Origin of the sequence: Idiomarina sp. OXR-189 (assembly GCF_034373425.1) — a bacterium.
Lineage (GTDB): Bacteria > Pseudomonadota > Gammaproteobacteria > Enterobacterales > Alteromonadaceae > Idiomarina > Idiomarina zobellii.
In genome coordinates, this window is record NZ_CP139706.1 from 1,062,915 (window position 1) to 1,088,348 (window position 25,434).

A 25,434-nucleotide genomic window follows, 5' to 3' on the forward strand; every position below is an offset into this window, starting at 1 on the left:
CCGTATAATCTGCGGTCTATCCACCTTAATAGAAGCTATTTTAACGAAAGCTATGTCTTACCGCATCAACGAAATTTTCGAGACCCTGCAGGGCGAGGGCACCTTTACCGGTGTGCCATCCATATTTGTGCGCTTGCAAGGCTGCCCAGTGGGTTGTCCGTGGTGCGACACCCAACATACCTGGGAAACCAACGACAGCGACAAAGTTAGCGTCGACGAGATGATGGCAAAAACCGCAGCCTCCTCCAAATGGGCAGAAATGACTGCCGAAGACATAGTGAAACGCTTTGAACAAGAAGGTTACGCCGCCAAACACGTGGTCATAACCGGCGGCGAGCCCGCTATGTTCGACTTGCTGCCACTAGGTGAAGCTCTAGAAGCCAAAGGCTACCAGCTGCAAATAGAAACCAGCGGCACCTTCGAGCTAAAAGTGACCAACAACACATGGGTAACAGTGTCGCCTAAGTTAGATATGCCGGGCGGCTACCTGGTGCGCCCAGACTGCATGGCGCGCGCTAACGAAATAAAACACCCGGTTGCCATGCAAAAACACATAGATGCTTTAGATTCACTGCTAAAACGTTGCCCCCCCAAAGCCGACGCTATTATTTGCCTGCAACCCATAAGCCAGCGCCCACGCGCCACCGAGCTTGCTATGCAAACCTGTATTGAACGCAACTGGCGCTTGTCCGTGCAGATGCATAAATATCTCAATATTGAGTAAGACATTGACTACTCGTGCTCTGACCCTCTGAAAGTCGATCTATACTTCCTGTCCTAACTCGCCAAGTAAGGCAAATTTTGACAGGAGGTTTTATGAAACGGAAGTCCATTTCACGCAGTCGCGGTCAGGGAATGACCGAATACATTATTATTGTTGCGCTTATTGCAGTAGCTGCAATTGGCGTCTATTCACTGTTCGGCAAAGCTATACGTAACCAAGTTGCTGGCCTGGCTCAGGAAATGACCGGGCAGTCATCTAGTCAACAACTCAACAGAGCCAGACAGTCGTCCCGCCGTGCAGGAACTGTTGCTGACACTGATGTAAACCTCGGCAATTATGACGAGGCGACCGAACAGGGCGACAACTAAAATGTTGGGCTTTCGAAAGAAGCAAACAGGGCAAACGTTGGTCATGATGACCGGCGTTTTGCTCTTGGTCGCAAGTTTACTATTTGCTGTGACCGATATGGGCAAACACGCACGCCAACAGTTTTACCTGCAAAGCGTCGCTGACAACGCTGCATATAGTGCCGCAGTAGCCATGTCGAGGCAGATGAACTTCATGGCTCTTACCAACCGAGCGCTCATAGGCAACCAAGTTGCAATTGCCCAGTGGGTTGGCCTGGCAAGTTATCTGGCCATGTTGGATCGCACCGCAGAAAACCTTGAAACCATTACCTCGTTTATTCCTTACGTAGCTCAAATAACCCGAGCTATATCGATGATTGTTGAACGCATTGAGGAGAGCTTTGCGGAAGTGGCTAGTCGGTTGGTCGCGTTTCAAACTTTTGTCATTCGGGGTATATCGTTTGCCCAAAGAGCACTGGATGCAAATTTTGTTATACAGCTACCTTTACTGATAAATGATGTGGTTTCAGAGCACTCCGAAGAATTAAATTGGAATGCTTTCCATGGTGGAGGAGTTCTACCCTTTCCCAGTTTGTGGTCGTTAAAAGCAGACTATAAGTCTACTGAAAATGAAGAAAATTCTCAGTTCTTTGAACGCCTGACTATAAAAAGCTTAGACCCTTTTAGCCTAACCAGAAGTTATGACTGGGTCGATTTATATAGCTTTAAAGTAGCTAAAAGCGGTGGAACAGAAGTAACCAGAAATAATAACGGTGGTTGGGATTGGCATGGACTTGATTCGGTGTCGCTTCATACGAGACGGTGGTTAATTGGTGGCTTCCGTGAAACGCTTCCTATGGGGTGGGGAGCAAAAGCCCAAGATCAGCGCAGATACCGTCGGTCAAATTATGGCGGAGCTTTTTCGGTTAACTCTATGTCCTCCAGTTTTGGGCTCTCTCAAATGGGATCTCTTAACGTGGAGCAGGATAGTTTTGGCTACATGAGGTTAAATAATTTACTAGTTTCTAGCATGGATTCGGTGATAGTGAAAATCGATAACGGAGAGCAAACTGCTTATGCCAAGGCGATGACCAAATTCACTAGGCCTAAGCATATATTTCCTCGCTCCGACTCAAGAGTCGAAATGGATAACTTATTTAACTCACTTTGGGAAGCTAGCTTGAAGCCTCTGAGTAGCATAGATAAGGTGGTGTTTGGTGGACAAGAGTTTATCTAGATATGTATTTGGCCAAAGTGCTACAGAATGCTTAGTGGCTCTTAGTTTACTTGTCGTTATTTTAGGATCGCTTAGTGGTTTATTAGTTCCAGCATCAGAAGACAGTGAGAAGTTGTTAAAACTATCCAGGCAGGTTGTGTGGGAGAAAGTTAGAGATCGTGAAAAAACTCAAGTAAGCGGGAACTATCGACTAAACAACTACTTGGGCAGTGTTATTGGACTTATTGATGACTTAGTTCCAGTTGAACTAGAAGGTACAAACTTAAGAATGACAAAGACAAACTATATTCCGAAGTTCGGGATGGTTCGACTGACTGATAGTTGGGAGCCTAAACATCGAGATGGCCTAGTAAAGCGTCCTGCTTCACTAGTAATTAACAACGTACTTTCTGGAGAGGTTATGGAAACAATTCAAGACGGTCTTGGAAGAGCCTTTTTAGCAAAAGAGTTAGAGTCTGACTCGTTAATATTTGGTCACATCGATCCAGATGTGGTTCCGGAAAGCTCGATAAGAGAGAGGTAGTTATGGATTTACCAGATGTATTTGATGATTGGTCGTGGAGCCAACAGTCAATCAGTTCCCTTGAAAGTATAGTTGCTTACCATCTTGAGGCTCCAAGTGAACCTAACTGGGATAAAATTGAGGCAGAATATCCTGGCTGCATAGGTGCAGAAACTTCCATGTGGATGTGCCTTCAAGAAGATTCCCATCTGACATTATTCGAGCCGACTGAGGGACGCTGGATATTGGCTTCAGTGCCATTAGTTTTCAAAGAAAACTCTATAGAAGGGCCAATGATGCCGCTGCACTTTGTGGAGCGTGACGATGAGAAAGTATGGGCCTATTACTCCCTTTTTAATATGCAAGGCACTAAATCGTTTATGCGCTTTGAGCACGGTAAAAATGTCGAGTCTGTCAAATCATCTGAAACAGAGGAAGATATTTGGTTGCTTAAAGGTGATTTGGGCAAGCTTACCTTCTCGCAGCAAGGCGAGTTAGTAATTGTTACGCATACCGTGTCAGCTGATTCAACAGTTTACTCTGAGAACCTTCGTGATGAACAAACAGACGTTAAAAGAGACAAGCGGCCGTCCTTTTTTGATGACTGGTCATGGTCTCAAAAATCGATAAGTGCTCACGAAGAAATAATGGGGTACCACCTAGATAATCCTCAATATCCAGATTGGGAAGAAATTAGAAAAGACTATCCATGGTGTGTAGGTGGTGATGTTGTTCCTTGGATTTGCGACATCGACGGTGTGGAGTGGACTTTCTACGAAGGAAAAAATGGTCAGTGGGTGTTAGTTGCTAATAACGACTATATAGGGCCTGACGTAGTAGAAATGCCGAACATGAGGATATACCAAGAATCGAATGAAAAAGAAGATATCCGAGTGTACTTATCCCCTGGAGATATGGAGCTTTCTCAACAAGGACTGCTTTTTGTGAATAATCAAAAAATTGAGTCTTTCGAATCTTTTAAAGTAGATAACGATGTGTGGAATTTGCGGAATAACTTGGGAAGAGTAACTTTTACCCCAGCTGGAAAGTTTGTGGTAGTTGTTCATAGCGTTCCAAAAACAGCGAATTAACTTAGCGATAAAATAACGAGCAAACTAAGAGGGAACTTATGATTGCTGATATTCCAACAGGGTTTGATCAGTGGCAGTGGACGCAAATGCCGGTAGCAAATAATACCGGTGCGAAAGCCTACTTTTTACAAAATCCGAAAATACCAGACTGGGAACTTCTAAAAGACTTTTATCCATATTGCGACCGCAATAAGTTCGATTTTTGGTTATGCCAAATTGAGAATAAAAACTGGACCTTTTTTAAAGGAATAGATGACACATGGGTTCTTAGTAAAATTATTACTACGGATATCGAAGGAGCTAAGTTAGTTGGCCCATTTTTCGTGTTGTCGCAAACCGAACAAAATGGCAAGGAAGTTTGGGTTTATGTATCGCACTACAGTCTGGGTGATGTACAAAAGATCTTAAAGCTTAAATACAGCCAGAAGATACGTTCTTTTCGCTCCATAGAGATGCCGAATGATCTGTGGGAGTTTAAGGACGGCTTAGGCCGGTTGGTATTTTCTCAGCAAGGCGAATATGTCGTTATGGTTCATGTGATATGACGGCGTACCAACGCGGCCAGGCATCGGTTGAATGGATGCTTCTTTCGATACTCGTCATGTTAGCGCTGGTTGTTGTAGAAGATAACTGGTCAGTTATTGATTATTTAATAGAGACAGGGAATAGAGTCAGGGAGTTTTACGATTTTATCTGGCGTCATTTAGTGCTCATTCCAGGAGGGGGTTCGTGAGTAAAAAAGCAAAAGGGATATTTGCAGTCATTTTTAGTTTAATTATTTCATTAATTACTGTTTTCATGATTAATGAATACCTCAATACGGAAACTCAACGCCGGGTGGAGCAAGCGTCAGCTGATACCCACTCTGTTGTGGTTTTCGCTAACGATTTAACTGCAGGAACAATTGTATCGGCAAAAGATTTGTTGGTGCGACAATACCCTAGCCATCTAATTAATCATAATTGGTTCTTACAAAACGAAGCTGGTCTCATTATTGGTCAGGAACTTAGAGTAGATGGAAGTAAAGGAGAGCCTGTATCAAAGCGAGGTTTATTAAACCAGCAAAATACCGGTTTGTCGCGTCAGCTCCCTGATGGTCATTACGCAATTACCGTTAGTACCGATAACCTGGGGCATCACAATGCTTTATTGAAGCCTGGAGATGTTGTTGATATCGCATTTGTGGGTGAACACTTTGAAAGTGGTATCGCGACCGAGTCGTTTGAGAATATTGAGGTGTTCGATATTCATGGGCTCAACGATGGCTATGGAAGCTACGCGTTGACTTTACTTATTAAGCCTGACGATGTTGATGAATTTACCCGGGCTATGAGCAGTGGAATGCTGGTCTGGGCAAGAAGTTCGTCGAGTTCGAGAGAAGATGTTTGGAACACGGAAAGTTTAACTTCAAAGGTGATGTCATGGACGACATATTAAGGTACACACGACCGATTATTTTTCTGCTTTTAGTTTTATCGGCTTTTAATGTTTTAGCCAGTGATATTGATAACCATGTTATTGAGTTAGGTGGCTCGACATCAATTAATATTTCGCCAGGGACTAACGTGCTCGTTAGCGATGAAAATATCATAAAAGCGAAACTTCTCAGTAATGAGAAAATTATTCTTAAAGCGGTGAGTGTAGGCAGTACAGATGTTTGGCTTAAGCATGGCGCCGAAAGCAAAAAGGTTTTAGTAACTGTCGCACCGTCGAATAAAGGGGTACTGAAAGAGCGAGTCAAAGCATTGTCTGCGGTTGAAGATGGACTTCATCTAGAAGAGCGCAATGGTCTTATGGTCCTGTCAGGCTCGGTTTCTTCCAAAGCCAATAATCTCATTAAGGCGTTAGCTCAGGGTGATTCGAATATAATGAATTTGACCTCTATGCAAGAGAGTGAAGAGCCGATGCTGACGTTGCGAGTAAATATACTCGAAACAAAGCGACAAGCTTTGGAAGATATTGGTATTCGCTGGCAAGGTGCATCAGAGGGGCCATCTATATCAAGCGCAGTCTCTGGTTTATTTGACTGGGAGCTTGATATCGCCTCCCAGCTCATGTTTATGAAACGCCATGGTCTAGCGAAACTTTTGGCCAATCCAACGCTTTCTACTCAGAGTGGTGAGAAAGCCAGTTTTTTGGCCGGGGGTGAGCTTCCCATTCCTCAAGTCGTTGCCCAGGGTATGCAAGATGTGACTTTCCGTGAGTATGGCATTCGACTCATAGTTGAGCCTGTTGTTTTAAAGGATGGGCGTATTAAAACAAAGTTAAGTGCTGAACTGAGTAATATTGATCCTGCGGTTTCTGTGGCGGGAGTCCCCGGTATTTTGACCCGACGTACCGAATCTGTGTTTCTCTCTGAAGACGGCGACACTATGGTTTTGTCTGGCTTATTAAATGTGGATAAATCTAACCAGTCGGATGAAATGCCGGGTTTAGGAGAGCTACCGGGGTTGAATCGAGTGTTCGGGAGTCAGCAACACCGAGAGCAAACAACAGAGCTTGTGGTTATGGTTACTGCTGAAAAAATGTCATCGGCTGAGAAACAACGTTTAGATAAAGAGAAAAAACGGGAAGAAAGAAATAACTGGTTCAAGGACGAGTCAGTGTTACAACTAAGGGAACTGGTTCATGAAAATACAACAAGCCATTGAAACGCTGCGAAACCGTCTTGATGTTCGCGACAGTCAAATTGAAGCATTGGACGAAACAGGGCTGCGTGAGTATGCGCATCGCTTTCTACAAGAAGTCTCTGACTTCGCCCCCAGAGTCATTGAAGACGCTATTGCTGAAGTTATTGGTTTAGGGCCTATAGAAAGGCTTTTAGCCGATGATTCCGTCAGTGAAATAATGGTCAATCGTTACGATAAAATCTTTGTTGAGCGTAGCGGTAAATTACAAAAAGCGGCTGAAGTATTTACCTCAGAAGATGCACTAAGAAGAGCAATTGATCGCATTGTTTTGCCGTTAGGCCGACATATTGATGATGCCTCTCCTATGGTCGATGCCCGTTTGCCTGATGGGTCTCGCGTTAATGCAGTTATATCACCCCTGGCGACAAAAGGTGCTTGTCTTACTGTTCGTAAGTTTTCTAAACAGTCATTAGGAATTAACGATTTGGTAAACAGCGGCTCTTTGACTCAGCAAGCGGCTGACTTCTTAAAGCTGGCGGTACGTTGCAGGCAAAACATTATAGTGTCCGGGGGCACGGGAACTGGTAAAACGACGTTGCTCAATATTCTGTCGCACGAAATTCCTGAAGGGGAGCGCGTCTTAACCATTGAGGATGCTGCGGAGCTACAGTTAAATCATGACAATTTAATTGGCCTGGAGTCTCGCCCTAAGAACCAGGAAGGCACCGGCGATGTGGGTATTCGAGAACTGGTGATCAACGCGTTGCGAATGAGGCCAGATAGATTAGTGGTTGGTGAGTGTCGAGGTGCAGAAGCCTTAGATATGTTACAGGCAATGAATACCGGTCATGCTGGCTCTCTTTCCACAGTTCATGCAAATAGTGCACGTGATGCGCTCAGACGGCTGGAAGTTATGGTTTTAATGGGGGGAATAGAGCTACCAGTCAGCGCTTTGAGGCAACAAATATCAAGTGCTGTAGATATTATCGTGCAAATTGCCCGAGCACCCGATGGACGACGGTTAGTTGTAAGCATTGATGAGCTCACGGGTATTGATGACGACGTTTTACAAATGTCGCCGTTGTTTAGTCGGGAAAGCGCAGAACATTCCCTGACCAGTAATCAAACGTTGTGTCGCTTTGCAGAGCAGCAGTCGGATGATATTCGAGAAAGCCTGTTTAAAACCCTGATGGGTGATGAATCATGTATATCGTCTTTTTAGTACTGTTTCTTACTCTGACTGTATCTTGTTGGTTTTGGCTATTTTCACATGCGACACCAGACAAGTATCAGGAGTTCGAGAACAAGTTAAAGCTATCAACCGTTCGCTCTCTGGAAGACTTTTTTCTTAACCTTCCGGTTAGCTGGCTGGTTCGTGGTTACTTGCTATTGTTAGTTATTCTGCCAGTTATTGTTTGGCTTACTTCCCCGGTCTTGTGGGCTATTTGTAGTTTTGTTCTTACGCTAATTGCACCGCCTTTCATGTATCGCTTTCTTAAAAAGAAACGGTTCGAGAAGTTAGAGAAACAATTGCCCGGTATGCTCATTAGCTTGAGCAACCAAATCCGCAGCGGTGCCAGTGTCAGCACTGCTTTTAAAAGCTTTAAAGGCAGTATGCAGCCTCCGCTTGGGCAAGAAATTGATGAAATGCTTCGTCAGGAAAAAGTTGGGCGGCCTTTCATAGAGTGTCTTGATGACTGGCAACGCCGGGTCCCGGTCTTTTCTGTCAAACTGGTTGCTCAAGCATTAAAGCTGGGGCTGAAAAGTGGCGGACAGCAATCCGATATATTCCTGAGGCTGGCGGAAAATATTCAACAGCAACAACATATAAAAGAGCGGCAACTGACATTAACGTCACAAGCAAGAATGCAGGCGAAGATACTCGTGTTAATGCCAGCTGGTTTGTATTTTTTATTAGGATGGATAAAGCCTAATCACACTGCTGTTTTTACTGAGTCGTTTATTGGTATGGGAATGCTCGCTGCCAGTTTGTTATTGATGATTTTAGGCGGGTGGATGGTTAAGAAAATAATGAACCCGGATGATGACTAATGTTGTTACTTTTTATATTGATATTTTTTGTCAGTACAGTGGTGTTCTTCGGTACCTATAAATTATGGAGTTACCTTCAATTAAGTTCTGTTCTGGACAGAGAAATAAACCACTTATGGCAAAGAGCACCGGATAAACTGAAAGTCGTTGTCGAACGTTATTTGGTTCTTAAGTTTGCGGGTAATAAAGCACACTTATCATTTTTTGTGTGGTTACTCCTGGCTACTATAAGTGCAGCTACTTCTATCATAAATAGAGAGCCTTTGGTGTTTATGTTTTTTGCTCTCGTTTTATTGATGGTCTTCAACAAAAGACGAACGTTATGGCTAAAACGAAATAAAACCTTAGTGAAGGAGTTACCTGACTTTTGCGACCTTATTTCTATGATGATGGCATCTGGAGTTCCGTTAATTCTTGCGTTGGAAAAAGTTGCAGACTCATGCAATGAAAGACTTTTAGCCTCTGAAATAAACGCTGTTGTACAGAGGTTACGTCGCGGCAATGGGTTTGATGCCTCAATGAAGGCTTTATCTGATGGTTGTGATGCTAAACCGATTAAAGAATGGGTAACAATGTTGGTTAAAGGGCATCAGCAGGGAGCCAGTCTTACTAAACCCTTAAGGTTTTTTGCGCACCAGCTACGTCAGGAGCTGCTTAATAGCGCTGAAAAGAGAGCTCAGGAAGCACCGGTAAAGCTCTTGTTTCCATTAGTAACCTGCTTTTTTCCGGTTAACTTTTTGGTCATCTTAGGACCTATTATTTTACAAATGAGCCAGGGAGGGTTCACATGACGAAAGAGCAACCAGTCATTTTATGGACTGATGTTCGAAAAATGTCGAAATTTCACCAGAGGTTAATCGGGATGTTAGGAGAGGACCAGCCAACGTCGGATATGGCTTACTGGTTCCCTTATTGCAAATCGATTCATACCTGGGGGATGAAAGAGCCTATAGACGTTATCGCGTTAGATAAACAGCAATGCATAATGGAAGTAAGACGCTTCATCTGTCCCAACGAAGTTCATTGGTTTAAAGGAGCACACAGTCTAATAGAAACGGTGGCCAGTAGTTACTGGCCGTTAGAGTCCTGGCTAGGAAAGCCTGTCATATTTAATAAAAAGCAAGGAGCGCCTCGTGAAAATTATCACTTCGATTGCAGTATTAACCTTAATTGTTAGCCTCAGTGGTTGCAGCGCAACTGTTGCAGAGCAAAAGCAAAGCTTAAAAAGCTTTGAGAACGCTAAAAGCTGGTATTTATCTGGTGATCTCGATTCAGCTGAGCATCATTTACAGTGGCTTCACAGTAAAGGGCTGGCTAGTTCCCAGAGTTGGGCTTTACTAGGAAATATCTACTTTAGGCAATACCGCTTTGAAGCCAGTGAGCAGGCATATTTGCGTTCACTTGAGTTTGATTCATCAAATAACGATATCTGGTTTAACCTTGCACTGAACCAGCTTAGGCAGACAACCAACACGTTAATGGATGCCCGGGTCCAGCTTAAAGAAACTGATGGTCAATTGGATGGACTTCTGAAAGATCTTTTAGCTCTACAAAAGCTGTCTATCGAGGATATAAAATAGGCGAGTATAAGCTCGCCTATTATCGAAAACCTTAACGCACCGAATGCTTCAGTATCCGTGACTTCTGGCGTTGCCAGTCACGTTCTTTCACTGTGTCGCGTTTGTCGTGAGACTTCTTACCTTTGGCCAGGTGTATTTCCAGCTTGGCCCAAGGGCCTTTCCAATACATGGCGGTTGCCACAATGGAGTAGCCTTCGCGCTCGGCGGCGCCAATGAGTTTGTCGAGCTCCCGGCGTTTTAGTAGCAGTTTACGGCTACGGTCGGGCTCGCAATAAACGTGCGAAGACGCCTGGTTCAGCGGTTGTATTTCCGCACCCAGTAAATAGGCTTCGCCGTCTTTAATAATGACGTAGCTGTCGCTTATGTTCGCTTTACCGGCGCGTATACTTTTAATTTCCCAGCCTTGCAGACTAATGCCTGCCTCGAACTTGTCTTCGAGGAAATATTCATGGCGGGCTTTTTTGTTCAGCGCAATGGTATTAGACGATTGTTTTAGTTTCTTTTTGCTCATAAGGGCTATTATACCTATGCACACTGAAAAGAAAATTGCTTTAAGGGCTTCAAAGCATATCTGGTTGCGTTATTATTGCGCAGTCAAATTTTAGCGGTAGAGAAAAACATGCCCAGTATCGAAAAAAGTGCGTTAGTTTCATACAGTGCAGAGCAAATGTTCAACTTGGTCAACGACATTGACTCGTATCCGGAGTTTGTTCCCGGGTGCGCCGACTCGCGTGTGGTTGAACAAAATAGCGACTATAAAGTAGCGTCGTTGCAAATAAGCAAAGCAGGCATTCAAAAAACTTTCACCACGCGTAATCGGTTAGTAAAGCCAGAGCGCATCGACATGGAGCTGGTTGACGGTCCGTTTAAAAAGCTGACCGGCGGTTGGGTGTTTAAACCATTGTCAGACGACGCATGTAAGGTAGAGCTCAAGTTGGACTTTGAGTTCTCCAGCCGGTTGTTAGGCATGGCATTTGGCAAAATCTTTAGTGAAGTTACGTCAAAAATGGTCGATGCCTTTGTGAAGCGTGCAGACCAAGTATACGGAAGCTAACATGGCGAACACTCTGACGATAGAAGTGGCTTATGCCACACCTGAAAAGCAGCTTATTCTGACAGTGCATCCGCAAGAGGGCGCAACGGTAGAAGAGTGTATTTTACAGTCGGGTATTAAAGAGCACTTTCCGGAGATTGATCTTAGCACTCAGAAAGTCGGTATCTGGAATAAGGCGTCAAAGTTAGATGCCACGCCGCGAGACGGCGACCGCATTGAAATTTATCGCCCACTTATTGCTGACCCGAAAGCGGTACGTAAACGCCGCGCGGAAGAAGCAAAACAGTCTGGACGAGCTGACAAAGTAACCGGTGGCAGACCGGATGCTAAGCGCAAAGCGCAGGAGTCGAAACCCGAATGAAGCTGTACATAATGCGTCATGGAGAGGCTCACTACCCGAAAGGAAGCTACTCAGACAGAGAGCGTCGCCTAACTCCGGAAGGCGAGCGTGAGGTACTCACTACAACGCGATGGCTGGTTGAGCGTCACCGTGACGTAGACTGTGTGTTTGTGAGCCCGTATTTACGAGCGCAACAAACAGCAACGGTTTTGTTTTCAGAGCTGAAAACTAAACACCGAGAGAATTGTGACGCAATTACGCCTGACGGTCACGCGGCGGCTGTAGTTAGCTGGTTAGCGGCGGAAATAGAAACCCACGGCTATGAAACTGTAGTGTTGGTGTCTCACATGCCACTGGTTAGCTACCTGGTGCATGAGCTTGATGCCAGTGTACAACCACCTATTTTCCCAACGGCAGGCATTGCGGTTATTGAATTTTCGCCAGAAACCTTAACGGGTAAGTTTCAGCAGTTAATGATTGCTGAAAAATGTGCGGGTTAATTGTCATTAACGCGAAGTAACACCAGTAACGACGCGTCGCCGCCCCATTCACGAGGAGCCTGATGAAAGGCTCTGACTAACGGGTGTTGCACTAACCAGTGTGGCACCTGTTGTTTTAATTTGCCGCTGCCGTGTCCATGCATAATGCAGCAACAGTCAATACGTTCTTTTTCACAGGCAATAAGCAAAGCGGCGAGCTCCTGGCGGGCGGTTGCTAAGGTCATGCCATGTAAGTCCAGTAGTAATTCAGGCGTGTAGTCGCCGCGCCGTAGTTGCTTGGTCAAGTACGTTGACTCACCCTCAGCAGTAAATTGCATAGCACCTTCACTGAAATGCGCTTCAAAACCGTCTGAAAAGTACTGGCTGGCTTCGCGGCTGGCTGCGGCTATATCCTGAGGACTGTTGCCTTGCCTTTGTGTATTCCGTCGCTTTAATTCAGAAACTTTGGGTGGCTCTGGTGGTCGCTTGTCCTGCTCAATAGGAGCTGCACCCTGAGCTGCCTCGCGAAAAAGCGCGATGTCGTCTTCTGACAGTGAGGATGAAGAGCTTTTCTTTGCGACCATGACTAATGAAAACCGAGTGAAATTAAGGTATCTTTAACACCAATAAAGACCATCAGTATAAAACATTCGTTGTTCAGGAGACAGCCCTTGCACGTTCGAAATCGGGAACAAGCCATTGAAGAACTTCATAGTATCGATGATTTGATACGCTGGAGTGTCAGCCAACTTAACCAGTCTGACGTGTATTACGGGCATGGCACGGACAATCCTATTGATGAGACTCGCGCGCTTTTAAGCTATGCCTTGCAACTGACTACTGAGCAGTTGGCCGCTATGGGACACTGTCGTGTGCTGACAAGCGAAAAGCATGAATTCATTGAGCTGTTAAACCAGCGTATTGAGCACAAAATGCCAGCTGCGTATTTAACCCACCAAGCGTATTTTGCGGGGTTGCCGTTTTACGTGGACGAGCGAGTGTTGGTGCCACGTTCACCCATAGCCGAACTTATTGAGAACGGCTTCCAGCCTTGGTTAACCGAGCAACCTAAGCGTGTACTGGACTTGTGTACGGGCGGTGGTTGTATTGCTATTGCGTGCGCTTTTGCATTTCCGGACGCAGAAGTAGATGCACTCGACGTGTCGACAGAAGCGCTGGAAGTGGCTGAATTCAACATTGAACAGCATGGTTTGTTGCATCAGGTCACGCCTATTCAGTCAGACTTATTTGAGGCTGTACAAAATGAAAAGTACGACCTTATTGTGACGAACCCGCCGTATGTCGATGCAGAAGACATGGCCGACTTGCCGGATGAATATCATCACGAGCCTGAACTAGGTCTGGCAGCAGGCGAGGACGGTCTCATTTTGGTCGATAAAATGCTTATGGAAGCGGCGGACAAGCTGAACGATAACGGACTCTTTGTTTGCGAAGTGGGAAATTCAATGCCAGCGCTGGCGCAAAAATATCCACGTACGCCATTTACCTGGATAGAGTTTCAACATGGCGGTGATGGCGTATTTTTGCTGACCAAAGAGCAGCTTGAAGAACATAAGCAGCGTCAACTAAATAACTCAAAGTAGGGCTAGCGCATGCCGGGAAATTCGTTTGGACAACTGTTTAAAGTTACAACCTTTGGTGAAAGCCATGGTCCGTCATTAGGCGCGGTGGTTGATGGCTGCCCGCCGGGTCTTGAGCTGTCTGAAGCGGACTTGCAAGAAGCGTTGGACAGACGTCGCCCGGGGCAAAGTCGTTATACAACAGCGCGTCGCGAAGCCGATGAAGTACGTATTCTTTCCGGTGTGTTTGAAGGCAAAACCACAGGTACTCCTATTGGCTTGCTTATTGAAAATACAGACCAACGCAGCCAGGACTATTCGAAAATTAAAGATGCCTTCCGTCCCGGGCACGCAGACTATACCTATGAGCATAAATATGGCATTCGGGACTACCGTGGCGGTGGGCGTTCGTCAGCGCGTGAAACGGCAATGCGTGTGGCGGCCGGTGCTATTGCAGAAAAACTGTTAGCGCAGCAGGGCATTAAGATTCAGGCCGCGTTGACGCAAATGGGCGATATTAAAGCGAAAGACACAGACTGGCAGGAAGTGAGAAATAACGAGCTGTTTTGTGGTGACGTTAATGCCATCGAGCCTATGCAAGCGCTTATTAAACAGCTATTAAAAGAAGGTGACTCCGTGGGTGCTCGCATTCGAGTGCAGGCAACCGGGGTGCCGCCGGGCTGGGGAGAGCCAGTGTTTGACCGATTAGATGCCGACTTAGCTAAGGCGCTTATGAGCATTAATGCCGTAAAAGCGGTAAGTGTCGGTGACGGCTTTGATGTGGTGACCCAAAAAGGCTCTGAGCACAGAGATGAAATGACTAAGAAGGGCTTTTTGTCGAACCATAGTGGCGGTGTTCTGGGGGGTATTTCCAGTGGTCAGCCCGTTATCGCAGACATTGCGTTGAAACCAACGTCAAGCATTTCAATCAGTGGGCAAACCATAGACAAATGGGGCAATGATCAACCCGTTGTCACAAAAGGGCGTCATGACCCTTGTGTGGGGATTCGGGCGGTACCCATTGTTGAGGCGATGACATCACTGGTATTGGTCGACCATTGGTTGCGACAGCGGGCTCAGAACGCGCAGGTAAAAACAGAAACACCCGATATCAGTCGTTAACCAGTAGCATTTAAGACGTATGCCAAACGAATTGACACATCATTATTCTCGTTTAATTGAGATATTTAACGACTGCTTTCGTACCCGTTATAACACGGTGTTGGTGGCGGGTGATGACGAGCCGTATTACGAACCGGGGAAGGGCGGCGAGCCTAATAAGATTGTATTTGCTCATGGCTTTTTTGCGTCAGCGTTGCATGAGACCGCGCACTGGTGCATTGCCGGTGAAAAGCGCCGGCAACAGTTCGATTACGGCTACTGGTACGAACCCGATGGCCGCAATGAACAGCAACAGCGCGAATTTGAACAGGTTGAACGAAAGCCTCAGGCGCTGGAGTGGCTATTTTCACTGTGTGCAGGTTTTAAGTTTGATGTGAGCGTCGACAACTTAAGTGGTGTTGAGGTCGACAGGCATGCATTTCGTGAGGCTGTCGCCAAACAGTTAGAGAGCTATCTGGCAACCGACACCTTGCCGCCCAGAGCAAAGATATTTGCAAAAGCGCTGTGTAAGGCGTTTAATTGTGAGTGGCCAAGTTGCCAAATGATTCAGGATTAACAAGGAGTTACTTATGTTTTTAAGAGCACTATTGGTTACTGTTGCTATTTTAGGGCTTAGCGCTTGTGAGACGATTGAAGGCGCAGGCCAAGACTTAGAAAAAGCCGGTGAAGCCATTCAGGACGAAGCAAACGAAGAGTAACAATGACAGCAGTAAACCGTTTAACGGTTGGCCTGGTGGTTAATCCGTACGCAGGTATTGGCGGCGCCATTGCTTTAAAAGGAAGTGATGGCGCTGATATTCGTGAAAAGGCATTAAAAGCCGGTGCAGAGCGCAAAGCAATGCAGCGTGCAGAAACCGCGTTAAAAATCCTCCAGAATTATCAAAAACAGCTCGACTTTGTCACTTGTGGTGGCGAAATGGGCGAAAATGTATTGAAGTCTCTAGGGTTTTCTTACCAAACCGTATTTAACCCGAATACTCAGGAAACGTCATCGGACGACACCAAACAAGCCGTAAAAGCGATTATTGATAAAAACGTCGATATCCTGCTGTTTGCTGGTGGTGATGGCACCGCTCGTGATGTTTACTCAGTGGTTCCTGATAACCAATTAGTATTAGGTATTCCGGCCGGAGTGAAAATTCACTCGGGTGTTTACGCTATTAGCCCAACGGCAGCGGGGCGTGTTATTGAGAAAATTCTCAAAGGTGAGCTTTCGAGTATTCACGAGTCTGATGTAATGGATATTGATGAAAGCGCCTTTAGAGAAGGCATCGTCAAAGCACGACGTTATGGTGAAATGTCGGTACCGGCCGAGCTTGAATATGTTCAAGCCGTGAAAATGGGCGGTAAAGAGAGCGATGAGTTGGTGCTTGATGACATAGCGGCGGAAATTATTGAACGAGTGGACGACGAACTGCTGGTCATGGGATCGGGTTCGACCGTTGCCGCCATCATGGACGATATGGGTATTGAAAACACGTTATTAGGTGTTGATCTTGTTCAGGACGACGCCTTAATAAAAAGCGATATTACCGAGAAAGAGTTGTTTGAAGCCGTCTCTAAGTCTGTAGGCTCAGTCAAACTGATTATTACGCTTATTGGCGGACAGGGGCACTTGTTTGGCCGTGGTAATCAACAACTGAGTCCGCGTGTTATTCGGGCAATTGGTAAAGACAACATTTGGGTTGTCGCGACTAAGGCAAAGCTGAAGTCATTAAATAACCAACCGCTTCGAGTCGACACAGGAGACAGTGAGCTCGACAACGAATTGTCGGGAACAATTCGGGTCATTACCGGCTACCACGACGAAGTGCTTATGCCCGTGGCAGCCGTCAGTTAGTTTAAAACTGTGACTTAGGTAAATGAACGACTAAGCCGTCTAGCTCGTCAGTGACTTCAATTTGGCAGCTCAGACGGCTGTTATCCTGAGGCTCCATGACCATATCTATCATGTCTTCTTCCTGCTCAGATGGCTCAGGAATTTTATCCTGCCACTCTTTTGGAATGTAGCAGTGGCAAGTGGCGCATGACATAACCCCACCACACTCACCAACAATACCATCGATAAAATTATCGACAGCGGCTTCCATGACGTTGGTTCCGGCTTCGACATCAGCTTCAAATTGGTTTCCGTCGGCATCAACAAAATAAACTGTAGGCATGGTTAATTGGGTTTCCTGTAAATTATTTAAAAAGTGAACAACAAATTTTGTGCCAATTAGGATAAAATACCTGCCTTTTAACCACAACGCCAAACTTCAAGGTTTCTCATGTTGGAAAAACTGTTTTCGATAAAAGCCAATGGCAGCTCCATAAAGTCGGAAGTCATTGGTGGCTTCACGACCTTCCTGACCATGGCTTACATTATTTTTGTAAACCCCTCCATTTTAAGTGAAACCGGAATGGATTACGGTGCGGTCTTCGTGGCGACTTGTTTAGCTGCGGCTATTGGCTGTCTAATAATGGGCTTCTGGGCAAACTACCCCGTCGCACTAGCACCAGGTATGGGTCTGAATGCGTTTTTCACCTATACCGTTGTTTTCAGCATGGGGTATACCTGGCAAACGGCGTTAGGTGCAGTGTTCTTCTCAGGCTGTATTTTCTTTTTATTGTCGGCGTTTCGCGTTAGAGAGTGGATTATTAAGTCCATTCCACCAACGCTTCGCTTAGCGATAGCGGCTGGTATTGGTGCATTTTTGGCATTAATTGGTTTGCAAAACGCCAATATCATTGTCGCTAATGATGCGACTATGGTGGCCTTAGGTGAATTAGGTGAACCGTCAGTATTACTTGCTGCGGCGGGTTTCTTTTTAATTATTGGTTTGGTTGCACGCGGAGTTCAGGGTGCTGCTCTAATTAGTATTTTAGCGGTCACTTTTATTGCCTGGTTGACAGGGTTAGTTGACTATAATGGCATTGTTTCTGCACCGCCGAGCTTAGCGCCAACGTTCCTGCAAATGGACTTAGCTGCCGCTTTTGACTTAGGGATGTTGTCGGTTATTTTTGCCTTTTTATTTGTCGACTTATTCGATACATCTGGCACGTTGTTGGCTGTTGCACAGAAGGCCGGTCTGGCGAAAGCCGACGGTCATATGCCTCGCTTAAACAAAGCACTTATGGCAGACAGTACAGCAACGGTAGCCGGTTCAATGCTGGGTACGTCGACCACCACGAGCTACATTGAATCTGCGGCTGGAGTTGCCTCTGGTGGTAAGACGGGCTTAGCGGCGGTTGTGGTTGGTGTCTTATTCTTGTTGGCGATGTTTTTTGCGCCATTGGCTGGAATGATTCCAGCCTATGCAACCGCTGGGGCTATTATTTACGTAGCTGTATTAATGCTCTTCACGCTAAAAGACGTGAAGTGGGACGACATTACTGAAGCAGCCCCAGTAGCTGTGGTTTTATTAATGACGCCGTTAACGTTTTCAATAGCGGACGGTATTGCTTTAGGCTTCATCAGTTATGTGGTCGTGAAGCTTTTAGGTGGCAAATACAGTGACTTAACGCCGAGTGTGGTGCTTTTAGGTGCTTTATTTATCGCAAAATTCATTTGGTTAGGGTAGTAACATTATGGGATGGCATTCAAATCGCGAATTTTTTGTTTCTTGGGAAGAATTGCACCGCGCGACACGCGAGTTAGCGCGTCGGCAATTGCCAGCTGAACAGTATAAAGGCATTATCGCGGTAAGCCGTGGTGGTTTGGTTCCGGCCGCTATTGTGGCTCGTGAATTGAATATTCGTGTGGTTGACTGTGTTGCTGTCAGCTCGTACGACCATGACGAACAGCGTGACGACTTGCAACTATTGAAAGACGTTACAGCCACAGGGGACGGTGAAGGCTTCCTGGTTGTTGATGACCTTGTCGATACCGGCAACACATTGAAGTTCCTGCGTGATCGCTTGCCAAAAGCCAAGTTCGTTACCGTTTATGCAAAACCAGCCGGCATGGACTTAGTCGACGACTTTGTTGCGGACTTAGAGCAAGATACCTGGATTCACTTCCCGTGGGATATGCACCTGCACTATGTTGAGCCATTGGCAGGGCAAGAATCTTAATTAGCGTTTATAAATCGTTAAGAAACAAAAAGGCCTGATTGAATCAGGCCTTTTTAGTGTCAGGAGCTTGTGGTTGAGACTAATCGAATTGCTTAAGGACGAAGTCAACGCACTGATCAAGATCGATTTTTTGCTTCTCGCCACCGGCTCGTGACTGGTATTCAACCTGGTTTTCATCAAGGTTACGCTCACCAACAACGACTTGATGGGGTACGCCAATAAGCTCCATGTCGGTAAACATGACCCCAGGGCGCTCTTTACGGTCATCAAATAATACATCGACGCCTTTAGACTTTAATTCTTCGTAAAGCTTCTCAGCGGCCGCCTGAACGCGTGCAGATTTGTGCATGTTCATTGGCACAATAGCAACCTGGAACGGCGCTAATGCGTCTGGCCAGCGAATGCCTCGGTCATCGTTATGTTGCTCAATAGCCGCAGCAACAATTCGCGAAACACCAATACCGTAACAACCCATGGTCAGAGTTTCGTGCTTGCCTGTTTCAGACAACACACCGACTTTCATTGCATCGCTGTATTTTTTGCCTAACTGGAAAATATGGCCAACTTCTATACCGCGCGCAATTTTCAACGTGCCTTTGCCACACGGGCTGGGGTCGCCTTCAACCACGTTCCGGATATCAACGACATCAAAATCACTAACATCGCGTTCCCAGTTGACGCCGGTTAACCACTGGCCATTCTCGTTGGCTCCGCAGGCAAAGTCCGCCAGCTGTGCGGCACTTCTGTCGACTAGCAGCGGTAGCTTGCTAGCTACCACTCCAACGAAGGCAGCTTCTACACCCGTTGCTTCATCGGTTTGAGTTAACACTTCTATGGGGGTTGCTACCTGAGGTAGTTTTTCTGCTTTCACACTGTTGAATTCATGGTCCGCGCGCAACACTAATTGAACGTACTCGGCGTCAATTTCGTCAGACGCTTTAACAATGACGGACTTAACGGCTTGCTGGCTCTCGACTGACAGAGGTTGCAACACAGCGGCTAATTCATCGCCGTGCACTTCGTGTTTAGCCATGTCTTGAGTTGCTGCAGGGCGTTCGCCTGCTGGCGCCAAAGCTTCTGCCATTTCCACGTTTGCAGCGTAGTCTGAACCGTCCGAGAAGGCGATAGCGTCTTCGCCCGAGCTTGCTAACACGTGAAACTCGTGAGAGCTATTACCACCAATAGAACCAGTATCGGCAATAACTGGACGGAAATCTAAGCCTAAACGCTCAAATATACGACTATACGCTTGGTACATAGCGTCATAAGTTGCTTGCAGCGACTCCTGACTTAAGTGGAACGAATAAGCGTCTTTCATGATGAATTCACGCGCACGCATAACCCCAAAGCGAGGTCGAATTTCGTCACGGAACTTTGTTTGTATTTGGAACAGAGTCAACGGCAGTTGCTTGTAACTGCTGACTTCCTTGCGCACCAATTCACTAATTATTTCTTCATGAGTTGGGCCCAGTAAAAAGTCACGTTGGTTACGGTCTTTAAGGCGCAGTAGCTCAGGGCCGTAGTCATCCCAACGACCAGACTCTTGCCAGAGATCAGCAGGCTGAACCATTGGCATTAGTATTTCTAACGCATTAATGGCTTCCATTTCTTCGCGAACAACCGCTTCAACTTTACGTAAAACGCGCAAGCCTGTTGGTGTCCAGTTATAAAGCCCGGCAGCGACTTTTCGTATCATACCGGCTCTAAGCATCAACTTGTGGCTCACAATTTCAGCGTCAGACGGAGTTTCTTTTAGCGTTGATAATAAATATTGGCTACTGCGCATAGTCTGGCAATTCTCTGCAAGTTGTAGTGGTCAAAAATTAGGGCGAAGTTTAGCAGTGTCTGTTGAAGGTCAAAAGTCTTTTACAGAGTATTTTGTGCAATTTCTTCCACAAAAACCGTATTTTCTTCAACGTACCAGCGAATATTATAGTCAAAAAGCGCAGTTCCGTAGATTCTCCTGGCAGTTTTCGCCTTATGGTAGGCAGGGCGGGGGTCTTGCTGCAGTACGTCAATAATGGCTTCGCGTAGTTCTTTATTCTGGCCGGACAGTTGCTCTAATTGCCGCGCAGCTTCTTGTGAAAACTCAACGCTAAGTTGCTCTGGCTGATTGTCGGCAAAACCTCCTTTAGCATCGTCTATGGCGTCGACATAAGGTATGTAAGGTTTAATGTCGACTATGGGCGTGCCGTCGACAATATCGGCACCACGCACTTTTAAGCACACGCAGGGCGTTGTTTCAACGCCAACAAGCTCGACGACAGACAGACCCAACTGGTTGGGGCGAAAAGGGGATCGTGATGCGAAAACACCGACAGATTCATTGCCTCCGAGTCTCGGTGGGCGCACTTTTTCCTGCCAGTCTGAATGTTGGTGAAACTCAAAAACAAGCCACAGGTGTGAGAATTGCTCAATGCCTTTTATTGCCTGGGCATGATCATAATCGCCAGCTAACTCAACTGTCGCATAAACGTTAGGCGTAAGCCGGCTTTGTCTGGGCACGCTGAATTTCTCAGGGTAGGGCGTTTTGATATATGCGATAGGTGTCAGTTTTTGTTGGCTTTTCATGGTTCACACTTTTACCTGGCGATAATAGCCAATTTGACCACATTATTGCGATTTTGCCTAACCTGAGATTTGTTAGTTTTTTAACTATTTGAAATTTAAAGAGTAATTATTTTGGCACGCCGATTGCTGTCTAACCGTAACCATTTGAGGTTATTACTGACTAATCATGAACTGGTGCTATCAAAAAAGGAAAAGCAAAATGATGAAGCATAAAATTTGGCCGTTAACACTGGCTTTTATTGGTTTGGTGACCCTAAGTACAGCGGCCTTTGCAAAAGAAAAGGAATTAACCGAGAGTTATATTGTTGACTCAAAAACAGAGATTCATGTGGAAGCAACGGTTGGGACAGTTGAACTAATGCCGTCAGACAATGACGCGGTAGAAATAGAATTGCGAGTTGAATCAGACGGAGACAGTTGGTTTACCAGTGGCGGCGATATTGACGCTGTTTTAATAAAAGGCGAAAGGAAAGGAAATAAACTCGTAGTATCGGCAACACCGGCGGACGATATGGTTCAGCATTGGGTCATTAGAGTTCCAAAGATTAACCATCTGGACTTAGAGTTAGGCGTTGGTGAAATCAGCGGTGTATTGCCTTTTATTAACAGCGATATTGAGCTCGGCGTAGGAGACCTGGATTTAGATTTGGCCGCTGGAGACTACAAAGAGGTAACGGCGTCAGTTGGTGTCGGCGATACTCGTTTGGATAATTTTGATAACAGCAATAACGAGCGCATGATGGTAACTTCAGAGTCTACCTATGAAGGCACAGGGTCAGTTCGTGTTGATGTAGAAGTAGGTGTGGGTGACGTGCGCTTGAGTAAATTGAGTAACTAAGCGCTTAGTCGACCCACCGAATGGCTCGCCCGACGCAACTGACTTCGCTATAGCAAATGGAGCCTGCGTCGGGTTTTAAATTAAAGCATTGAGTTTCAATAACCGCATCGGCTTCAAAGCGAGCCGCATCTGCTCTTAAGGCCTTTAAAGCGTCTGACTCTGACGCAGGGGCAGCCTTATATTCCCGTTGGCAGCTTTCGCCATTAACAACACTAACTACCTTATAATTTGACCTTGGTAAGTTGCCCTGACGGTAAATATCGGCAGAGTGTGATGACCAACTCATAGGCGAACCTGAGCCGCCCGGAAGTATCGAGCAGCCCGTCAGTGCGAGTAGTGGTAAAGCTATAAATAATGGAAAGCGCAATTTGTGTCCTTGCGTTTTTGTTTTTTTATAGCCTAATCAAGCTTTAGAGTTTGTTCAACAAAAAGCGCTACTTAATTAGAAAAGACTCTAATGGCTTACCGTTATCTAAAGCTGTTTTCATTGGCTTTGGCATTCTGCCTTGGCCAGTCCAGGTTTGCCGATTACCTTCGTCGTCAGTGTATTCGTATTTAGGAGGCTTGGGCGCCCGTTTCTTTGTAGTTTTGACGATAGGTTCGCCACCCAGTTCTTGTTCGAGAATATCTGACAGTTCAATGCCAGCATCGGCCATTGCAGCTTTGAATTCTTTTATTTTTTTCGCTTTCTCTTGTTGTTCACGAAGCTTTTCGGCTTCTTCTTCTCTGCGTTTTGCGACAACCGAATCGAACTTTTCTTTTATTGATTCTAACTCTTCAATTGAAAGAGACTTTAATGCCGACTTTAAACGTCTTTCGTGACGAATAATATTTAAAAACTCACTCATATTAATTTCCCTAATTCCTATATTTAATTGCTGGGAATAATAACGCTTGATTAAAATAACAGCAATAAAATACGGCTAAAAACAGAAAAAGAGCGATAGTCGCTCTTTTTTCTCTATTTAATATCTGTGTTGCTTAAGAGATATTATTGCCGTCGTTGTTGTCATCGTCATCAGAGTCATCGTCAGAGTCGTCTTTTTTATCTTTCAGAGACTGACGCTTCTCTTTCATTTCGGCTTTGCGCTTTTCTTTTTCAGCTTTCCACTTTTCTTTTCTGTCTTTTTTATCGTGCTTTCTTTTTTCCTTTTCTAATTTATGTTCTTCTTTCTCATATTTCCGTTCTTCCTTGCGTTCTTGCATTTCGGCTTTATGCTCTTCCTTACGCTGCATCATCTCAGCCTTGTGCTCTTCGCGCATAGCTTCCATCTCGGCTTTGCGCTCTTCCTTCATTGCTTCCATGTCAGCTTTCATCTCTTTCTTGTCCTGCTTCATTTCTTTTGCTTCTTCAGACTTTTGCTGAGCAAAAGCAGTTCCGTTGAAGATTAATAAAGCAGCCACCAGTGATGTTATTCCTAAATTGATGTGTTTCATAAAAGTCACCTCATTGCATTTCTTTGTATTAGGTTTAGTTCAGAAAATTTGTTTCTACAAGCCATAAAAAATAAAACACCCAGACATATAGCATGCCTGGGTGTTTCTATCTGGTGTCTTTACAAAACAATTACATATTAGGGTAAGTTGGGCCGCCGCCACCTTCTGGAACCACCCAGGTAATATTTTGACTGGGGTCTTTAATGTCACAGGTTTTACAATGTATGCAGTTTTGAGCATTTATTTGGAAAACTTGTTTTCCGTCTTCCTCAACAACTTCATAAACTCCGGCAGGGCAATAACGTTGCGCAGGCTCGGCGAACTCCGGCAAATTAACCTTAAGCGGAATATCGTCATCTTTGAGTTTTAGATGACATGGCTGATCTTCTGCATGGTTCGTATTGGATAAAAATACTGAAGACAGGCGATCAAAAGTGAGTTTGTTATCGGCTTTAGGATACTCAATAGGCTTAAAGTTATCGGCTTTACCTGTTGCTTTATAGTCTGGTGTCCACTCTTTAAATTTAAACGGTAGTTTTCCGCCAAACCAATTCTGGTCAACCATATTATAGGCGCCACCAAGCATTGTGCCGAGCTTATGAACCGCGCCACCGAAGTTTCGTGAACGATAAAGCTCGTCGTACACCCACGACGATTCAAAACGTTCGGTGTATTGCTTCGCCTCAGTGTTTGCATTACCGGCTTTTAGTTCGTCAAAAAGCGTTTCAGCGGCAATCATGCCAGACTTCATTGCCGTATGGTTGCCCTTAATTTTAGAGAAGTTCAATGTGCCGGCATTACAGCCAACGATTAATCCGCCAGGGAAGGTCATTTTCGGTAATGAGTAATAACCGCCTTTAGCAATAGCCCGAGCGCCATAAGAAACACGTTTGCCATTTTCAATAATTTGTTTAATGGCAGGGTGGGTTTTGAAACGCTGAAACTCCTGGAAAGGGTTCATGTATGGATTTTCATAGTTCAGGTCGACAATAAGCCCCAGGTACACCTGGCCGTCTTCTGCGTGATAAAGGTAACCACCACCTTTGGCATTGCCTTCTAAAGGCCAGCCCGCGGTATGAACCACTTTACCCGGCTCATGTAACTCTTCGGGAATATCCCATATTTCTTTAAAGCCAAGGCCGTAGTGTTGTGGTGTGGCGTCTTTGTCCAGTTCGAATTGGCTAATCAGTTGCTTGCCCAAGTGTCCGCGGCAACCTTCAGCAAATACGGTATATTTTGCTCGCAGCTCCATGCCGGGCATATAACCGTCTTTTTCACTACCGTCTTTGGCAACACCCATATCACCGGTTTGTACGCCTGCTACTGAACCGTCTTCGTTGTATAGTAGCTCGGCAGCTGAGAAGCCCGGGAAAATTTCAATGCCTAGCTGTTCTGCTTGCTCAGCCATCCAGCGACACAGGTTGCCCATGCTGGCAATATAGTTACCTTTATTGTGAAAGGTTTTAGGAACCGAAAAGTTGGGTAAGCGACTGAAGTTTTCTTCGTCTTTTAGTAACAGAATATCGTCACCGGTAACCTCTGTGTTAAGTGGGGCTCCGCGATCTTTCCAGTCTGGGAATAATTCATTTAATGCACGAGGCTCAAATACTGCACCCGATAAGATATGGGCACCAATATCAGCACCTTTTTCAACGACACAAATCATCAGCTCTTGCTCGTTCTCCTGAGCCAGCTGACCGAGTCGACACGCAGTTGCTAAGCCCGCAGGACCTGCACCAACAATGACGACATCAAATTCCATGCTTTCGCGTTCCACGTGAACCTCCACTTTAT

General features: G+C 45.6%; 33 protein-coding genes. 24 read left to right on the forward strand and 9 right to left on the reverse strand.

Going from position 1 to position 25,434, the window contains the following annotated elements:
* The first annotated feature begins 52 nt into the window (after positions 1-52).
* From queE to UM402_RS05225, 13 genes are all read left to right on the forward strand, one after another.
* Entirely contained in the window at positions 53-724 is a 672-nt protein-coding gene (gene queE, locus UM402_RS05165; protein ID WP_058579377.1) for a 7-carboxy-7-deazaguanine synthase QueE, read from the forward strand.
* A gap of 92 nt (positions 725-816) precedes the next feature.
* Positions 817-1,092, forward strand: coding sequence for a Flp family type IVb pilin (locus UM402_RS05170; protein ID WP_058579376.1), 276 nt, complete (start codon positions 817-819; stop codon positions 1,090-1,092).
* A 43-nt stretch (positions 1,093-1,135) separates the two neighbouring features.
* A complete protein-coding gene (locus UM402_RS05175; RefSeq protein ID WP_322295457.1) occupies positions 1,136-2,308 on the forward strand; it encodes a Tad domain-containing protein in 1,173 nt (390 codons plus the stop codon).
* The gene (locus UM402_RS05180) at positions 2,289-2,831 is read left to right on the forward strand and encodes a hypothetical protein (protein WP_053952757.1); all 543 of its coding nucleotides are present in this window, start codon (positions 2,289-2,291) and stop codon (positions 2,829-2,831) included. The genes UM402_RS05175 and UM402_RS05180 overlap by 20 nt, the downstream gene beginning before the upstream one ends.
* A 2-nt stretch (positions 2,832-2,833) precedes the next feature.
* On the forward strand, positions 2,834-3,901 hold the full coding sequence (locus tag UM402_RS05185) for a hypothetical protein (RefSeq protein WP_058579374.1): 1,068 nt from the start codon (positions 2,834-2,836) through the stop codon (positions 3,899-3,901).
* Between the two features lie 38 nt (positions 3,902-3,939).
* Entirely contained in the window at positions 3,940-4,446 is a 507-nt protein-coding gene (locus tag UM402_RS05190) for a hypothetical protein (RefSeq protein WP_058579373.1), read from the forward strand.
* Between the two features lie 184 nt (positions 4,447-4,630).
* A complete protein-coding gene (gene cpaB, locus UM402_RS05195) occupies positions 4,631-5,338 on the forward strand; it encodes a Flp pilus assembly protein CpaB (RefSeq protein WP_058579372.1) in 708 nt (235 codons plus the stop codon).
* Positions 5,323-6,552 (forward strand): type II and III secretion system protein family protein, encoded by a 1,230-nt coding sequence (locus tag UM402_RS05200; protein WP_058579371.1) that lies wholly within the window; start codon positions 5,323-5,325, stop codon positions 6,550-6,552. Before cpaB ends, UM402_RS05200 begins: the two co-directional genes overlap by 16 nt.
* Positions 6,530-7,753: a CpaF family protein gene (locus tag UM402_RS05205; RefSeq protein WP_058579370.1), complete on the forward strand. Its 1,224-nt coding sequence runs from the start codon at positions 6,530-6,532 to the stop codon at positions 7,751-7,753. Before UM402_RS05200 ends, UM402_RS05205 begins: the two co-directional genes overlap by 23 nt.
* Positions 7,735-8,583, forward strand: a complete 849-nt coding sequence (locus UM402_RS05210) for a type II secretion system F family protein (protein WP_058579369.1) — start codon at positions 7,735-7,737, stop codon at positions 8,581-8,583. The genes UM402_RS05205 and UM402_RS05210 overlap by 19 nt, the downstream gene beginning before the upstream one ends.
* A complete protein-coding gene (locus UM402_RS05215) occupies positions 8,583-9,374 on the forward strand; it encodes a type II secretion system F family protein (RefSeq protein ID WP_058579368.1) in 792 nt (263 codons plus the stop codon). Before UM402_RS05210 ends, UM402_RS05215 begins: the two co-directional genes overlap by 1 nt.
* Positions 9,371-9,760: a DUF192 domain-containing protein gene (locus UM402_RS05220; protein ID WP_058579367.1), complete on the forward strand. Its 390-nt coding sequence runs from the start codon at positions 9,371-9,373 to the stop codon at positions 9,758-9,760. The genes UM402_RS05215 and UM402_RS05220 overlap by 4 nt, the downstream gene beginning before the upstream one ends.
* The gene (locus UM402_RS05225) at positions 9,717-10,163 is read left to right on the forward strand and encodes a hypothetical protein (protein WP_058579366.1); all 447 of its coding nucleotides are present in this window, start codon (positions 9,717-9,719) and stop codon (positions 10,161-10,163) included. The genes UM402_RS05220 and UM402_RS05225 overlap by 44 nt, the downstream gene beginning before the upstream one ends.
* A gap of 31 nt (positions 10,164-10,194) precedes the next feature.
* Here UM402_RS05225 and smpB read toward each other — a convergent pair whose 3' ends face one another.
* The gene (gene smpB / locus UM402_RS05230; RefSeq protein ID WP_053952746.1) at positions 10,195-10,674 is read right to left on the reverse strand and encodes an SsrA-binding protein SmpB; all 480 of its coding nucleotides are present in this window, start codon (positions 10,672-10,674) and stop codon (positions 10,195-10,197) included.
* Positions 10,675-10,782: 108 nt separating this feature from the next.
* Here smpB and UM402_RS05235 point away from each other — a divergent pair, with 108 nt between their 5' ends.
* From UM402_RS05235 to sixA, 3 genes are read left to right on the forward strand one after another with little or no spacing between them, the layout of a single operon-like run.
* Complete coding sequence (locus UM402_RS05235) at positions 10,783-11,217, forward strand: type II toxin-antitoxin system RatA family toxin (protein WP_058579365.1); 435 nt, start codon at positions 10,783-10,785, stop codon at positions 11,215-11,217.
* Position 11,218: 1 nt separating this feature from the next.
* On the forward strand, positions 11,219-11,578 hold the full coding sequence (locus UM402_RS05240) for an RnfH family protein (RefSeq protein WP_053952744.1): 360 nt from the start codon (positions 11,219-11,221) through the stop codon (positions 11,576-11,578).
* Entirely contained in the window at positions 11,575-12,057 is a 483-nt protein-coding gene (gene sixA / locus UM402_RS05245; RefSeq protein ID WP_058579364.1) for a phosphohistidine phosphatase SixA, read from the forward strand. Before UM402_RS05240 ends, sixA begins: the two co-directional genes overlap by 4 nt.
* Here sixA and smrB read toward each other — a convergent pair.
* Complete coding sequence (gene smrB / locus UM402_RS05250) at positions 12,054-12,620, reverse strand: endonuclease SmrB (RefSeq protein ID WP_058579363.1); 567 nt, start codon at positions 12,618-12,620, stop codon at positions 12,054-12,056. The genes sixA and smrB overlap by 4 nt on opposite strands.
* Positions 12,621-12,707: 87 nt before the next feature.
* On the opposite strand from smrB, the gene prmB reads away from it, so the two are divergent.
* From prmB to UM402_RS05275, 5 genes are read left to right on the forward strand one after another with little or no spacing between them, the layout of a single operon-like run.
* Positions 12,708-13,640 (forward strand): 50S ribosomal protein L3 N(5)-glutamine methyltransferase, encoded by a 933-nt coding sequence (gene prmB, locus UM402_RS05255; protein ID WP_058579362.1) that lies wholly within the window; start codon positions 12,708-12,710, stop codon positions 13,638-13,640.
* A gap of 9 nt (positions 13,641-13,649) precedes the next feature.
* The gene (gene aroC, locus UM402_RS05260) at positions 13,650-14,738 is read left to right on the forward strand and encodes a chorismate synthase (protein WP_058579361.1); all 1,089 of its coding nucleotides are present in this window, start codon (positions 13,650-13,652) and stop codon (positions 14,736-14,738) included.
* Positions 14,739-14,757: 19 nt separating this feature from the next.
* The gene (locus UM402_RS05265) at positions 14,758-15,294 is read left to right on the forward strand and encodes an elongation factor P hydroxylase (RefSeq protein ID WP_058579360.1); all 537 of its coding nucleotides are present in this window, start codon (positions 14,758-14,760) and stop codon (positions 15,292-15,294) included.
* Between the two features lie 13 nt (positions 15,295-15,307).
* The gene (locus tag UM402_RS05270; protein WP_074668867.1) at positions 15,308-15,436 is read left to right on the forward strand and encodes an entericidin A/B family lipoprotein; all 129 of its coding nucleotides are present in this window, start codon (positions 15,308-15,310) and stop codon (positions 15,434-15,436) included.
* A 2-nt stretch (positions 15,437-15,438) separates the two neighbouring features.
* The gene (locus UM402_RS05275; protein WP_058579359.1) at positions 15,439-16,578 is read left to right on the forward strand and encodes an ATP-NAD kinase family protein; all 1,140 of its coding nucleotides are present in this window, start codon (positions 15,439-15,441) and stop codon (positions 16,576-16,578) included.
* 1 nt (position 16,579) lies between these two features.
* Here the strand turns inward: UM402_RS05275 and UM402_RS05280 are convergent, their stop codons facing one another.
* Positions 16,580-16,900 carry a 2Fe-2S iron-sulfur cluster-binding protein gene (locus UM402_RS05280; RefSeq protein WP_053952997.1) on the reverse strand — a complete coding sequence of 107 codons (321 nt, stop codon included), beginning with the start codon at positions 16,898-16,900 and terminating at the stop codon, positions 16,580-16,582.
* A 108-nt stretch (positions 16,901-17,008) separates the two neighbouring features.
* On the opposite strand from UM402_RS05280, the gene UM402_RS05285 reads away from it, so the two are divergent.
* Positions 17,009-18,301 carry an NCS2 family permease gene (locus UM402_RS05285; protein ID WP_058579358.1) on the forward strand — a complete coding sequence of 431 codons (1,293 nt, stop codon included), beginning with the start codon at positions 17,009-17,011 and terminating at the stop codon, positions 18,299-18,301.
* A gap of 7 nt (positions 18,302-18,308) precedes the next feature.
* Positions 18,309-18,794 (forward strand): xanthine phosphoribosyltransferase, encoded by a 486-nt coding sequence (gene gpt, locus UM402_RS05290; protein ID WP_053952736.1) that lies wholly within the window; start codon positions 18,309-18,311, stop codon positions 18,792-18,794.
* A gap of 79 nt (positions 18,795-18,873) precedes the next feature.
* On the opposite strand, the gene UM402_RS05295 is transcribed toward gpt, so the two are convergent.
* Both UM402_RS05295 and tsaA read right to left on the reverse strand, forming a co-directional pair.
* Positions 18,874-20,580, reverse strand: coding sequence for a proline--tRNA ligase (locus UM402_RS05295; protein ID WP_058579357.1), 1,707 nt, complete (start codon positions 20,578-20,580; stop codon positions 18,874-18,876).
* An 80-nt stretch (positions 20,581-20,660) separates the two neighbouring features.
* A complete protein-coding gene (tsaA, locus tag UM402_RS05300; RefSeq protein WP_058579356.1) occupies positions 20,661-21,365 on the reverse strand; it encodes a tRNA (N6-threonylcarbamoyladenosine(37)-N6)-methyltransferase TrmO in 705 nt (234 codons plus the stop codon).
* Between the two features lie 199 nt (positions 21,366-21,564).
* On the opposite strand from tsaA, the gene UM402_RS05305 reads away from it, so the two are divergent.
* Positions 21,565-22,203: a hypothetical protein gene (locus UM402_RS05305; RefSeq protein WP_058579355.1), complete on the forward strand. Its 639-nt coding sequence runs from the start codon at positions 21,565-21,567 to the stop codon at positions 22,201-22,203.
* Between the two features lie 4 nt (positions 22,204-22,207).
* Here the strand turns inward: UM402_RS05305 and rcsF are convergent, their stop codons facing one another.
* The 4 genes from rcsF to UM402_RS05325 form a co-directional block, all read right to left on the reverse strand.
* Positions 22,208-22,489 carry an Rcs stress response system protein RcsF gene (gene rcsF, locus UM402_RS05310; protein ID WP_058579354.1) on the reverse strand — a complete coding sequence of 94 codons (282 nt, stop codon included), beginning with the start codon at positions 22,487-22,489 and terminating at the stop codon, positions 22,208-22,210.
* Between the two features lie 148 nt (positions 22,490-22,637).
* Entirely contained in the window at positions 22,638-23,051 is a 414-nt protein-coding gene (locus UM402_RS05315; RefSeq protein ID WP_053952732.1) for an H-NS family nucleoid-associated regulatory protein, read from the reverse strand.
* A 133-nt stretch (positions 23,052-23,184) separates the two neighbouring features.
* Positions 23,185-23,640 (reverse strand): hypothetical protein, encoded by a 456-nt coding sequence (locus UM402_RS05320; RefSeq protein ID WP_058579353.1) that lies wholly within the window; start codon positions 23,638-23,640, stop codon positions 23,185-23,187.
* Between the two features lie 130 nt (positions 23,641-23,770).
* The gene (locus UM402_RS05325; RefSeq protein ID WP_322295458.1) at positions 23,771-25,417 is read right to left on the reverse strand and encodes an electron transfer flavoprotein-ubiquinone oxidoreductase; all 1,647 of its coding nucleotides are present in this window, start codon (positions 25,415-25,417) and stop codon (positions 23,771-23,773) included.
* Between the last annotated feature and the right edge of the window lie 17 nt (positions 25,418-25,434).

What these genes read in the sequence shown, in the direction of transcription:
- UM402_RS05235 (WP_058579365.1), top strand. Translation starts at nt 10,783, where the DNA reads ATGCCCAGTATCGAAAAAAGTGCGTTAGTTTCATACAGTGCAGAGCAA.
- UM402_RS05270 (WP_074668867.1), top strand. Translation starts at nt 15,308, where the DNA reads ATGTTTTTAAGAGCACTATTGGTTACTGTTGCTATTTTAGGGCTTAGC.
- UM402_RS05295 (WP_058579357.1), bottom strand. Translation starts at nt 20,580, where the DNA reads ATGCGCAGTAGCCAATATTTATTATCAACGCTAAAAGAAACTCCGTCT.
- UM402_RS05320 (WP_058579353.1), bottom strand. Translation starts at nt 23,640, where the DNA reads ATGAAACACATCAATTTAGGAATAACATCACTGGTGGCTGCTTTATTA.
- smpB (WP_053952746.1), bottom strand. Translation starts at nt 10,674, where the DNA reads ATGAGCAAAAAGAAACTAAAACAATCGTCTAATACCATTGCGCTGAAC.
- UM402_RS05190 (WP_058579373.1), top strand. Translation starts at nt 3,940, where the DNA reads ATGATTGCTGATATTCCAACAGGGTTTGATCAGTGGCAGTGGACGCAA.
- UM402_RS05205 (WP_058579370.1), top strand. Translation starts at nt 6,530, where the DNA reads ATGAAAATACAACAAGCCATTGAAACGCTGCGAAACCGTCTTGATGTT.
- UM402_RS05170 (WP_058579376.1), top strand. Translation starts at nt 817, where the DNA reads ATGAAACGGAAGTCCATTTCACGCAGTCGCGGTCAGGGAATGACCGAA.
- UM402_RS05305 (WP_058579355.1), top strand. Translation starts at nt 21,565, where the DNA reads ATGATGAAGCATAAAATTTGGCCGTTAACACTGGCTTTTATTGGTTTG.
- UM402_RS05285 (WP_058579358.1), top strand. Translation starts at nt 17,009, where the DNA reads ATGTTGGAAAAACTGTTTTCGATAAAAGCCAATGGCAGCTCCATAAAG.
- UM402_RS05175 (WP_322295457.1), top strand. Translation starts at nt 1,136, where the DNA reads ATGATGACCGGCGTTTTGCTCTTGGTCGCAAGTTTACTATTTGCTGTG.
- UM402_RS05185 (WP_058579374.1), top strand. Translation starts at nt 2,834, where the DNA reads ATGGATTTACCAGATGTATTTGATGATTGGTCGTGGAGCCAACAGTCA.
- UM402_RS05220 (WP_058579367.1), top strand. Translation starts at nt 9,371, where the DNA reads ATGACGAAAGAGCAACCAGTCATTTTATGGACTGATGTTCGAAAAATG.
- tsaA (WP_058579356.1), bottom strand. Translation starts at nt 21,365, where the DNA reads ATGAAAAGCCAACAAAAACTGACACCTATCGCATATATCAAAACGCCC.
- UM402_RS05200 (WP_058579371.1), top strand. Translation starts at nt 5,323, where the DNA reads ATGGACGACATATTAAGGTACACACGACCGATTATTTTTCTGCTTTTA.
- aroC (WP_058579361.1), top strand. Translation starts at nt 13,650, where the DNA reads ATGCCGGGAAATTCGTTTGGACAACTGTTTAAAGTTACAACCTTTGGT.
- UM402_RS05315 (WP_053952732.1), bottom strand. Translation starts at nt 23,051, where the DNA reads ATGAGTGAGTTTTTAAATATTATTCGTCACGAAAGACGTTTAAAGTCG.
- smrB (WP_058579363.1), bottom strand. Translation starts at nt 12,620, where the DNA reads ATGGTCGCAAAGAAAAGCTCTTCATCCTCACTGTCAGAAGACGACATC.
- UM402_RS05265 (WP_058579360.1), top strand. Translation starts at nt 14,758, where the DNA reads ATGCCAAACGAATTGACACATCATTATTCTCGTTTAATTGAGATATTT.
- UM402_RS05275 (WP_058579359.1), top strand. Translation starts at nt 15,439, where the DNA reads ATGACAGCAGTAAACCGTTTAACGGTTGGCCTGGTGGTTAATCCGTAC.
- UM402_RS05210 (WP_058579369.1), top strand. Translation starts at nt 7,735, where the DNA reads ATGTATATCGTCTTTTTAGTACTGTTTCTTACTCTGACTGTATCTTGT.
- sixA (WP_058579364.1), top strand. Translation starts at nt 11,575, where the DNA reads ATGAAGCTGTACATAATGCGTCATGGAGAGGCTCACTACCCGAAAGGA.
- gpt (WP_053952736.1), top strand. Translation starts at nt 18,309, where the DNA reads ATGGGATGGCATTCAAATCGCGAATTTTTTGTTTCTTGGGAAGAATTG.
- UM402_RS05280 (WP_053952997.1), bottom strand. Translation starts at nt 16,900, where the DNA reads ATGCCTACAGTTTATTTTGTTGATGCCGACGGAAACCAATTTGAAGCT.
- UM402_RS05240 (WP_053952744.1), top strand. Translation starts at nt 11,219, where the DNA reads ATGGCGAACACTCTGACGATAGAAGTGGCTTATGCCACACCTGAAAAG.
- UM402_RS05215 (WP_058579368.1), top strand. Translation starts at nt 8,583, where the DNA reads ATGTTGTTACTTTTTATATTGATATTTTTTGTCAGTACAGTGGTGTTC.
- rcsF (WP_058579354.1), bottom strand. Translation starts at nt 22,489, where the DNA reads ATGAGTTGGTCATCACACTCTGCCGATATTTACCGTCAGGGCAACTTA.
- queE (WP_058579377.1), top strand. Translation starts at nt 53, where the DNA reads ATGTCTTACCGCATCAACGAAATTTTCGAGACCCTGCAGGGCGAGGGC.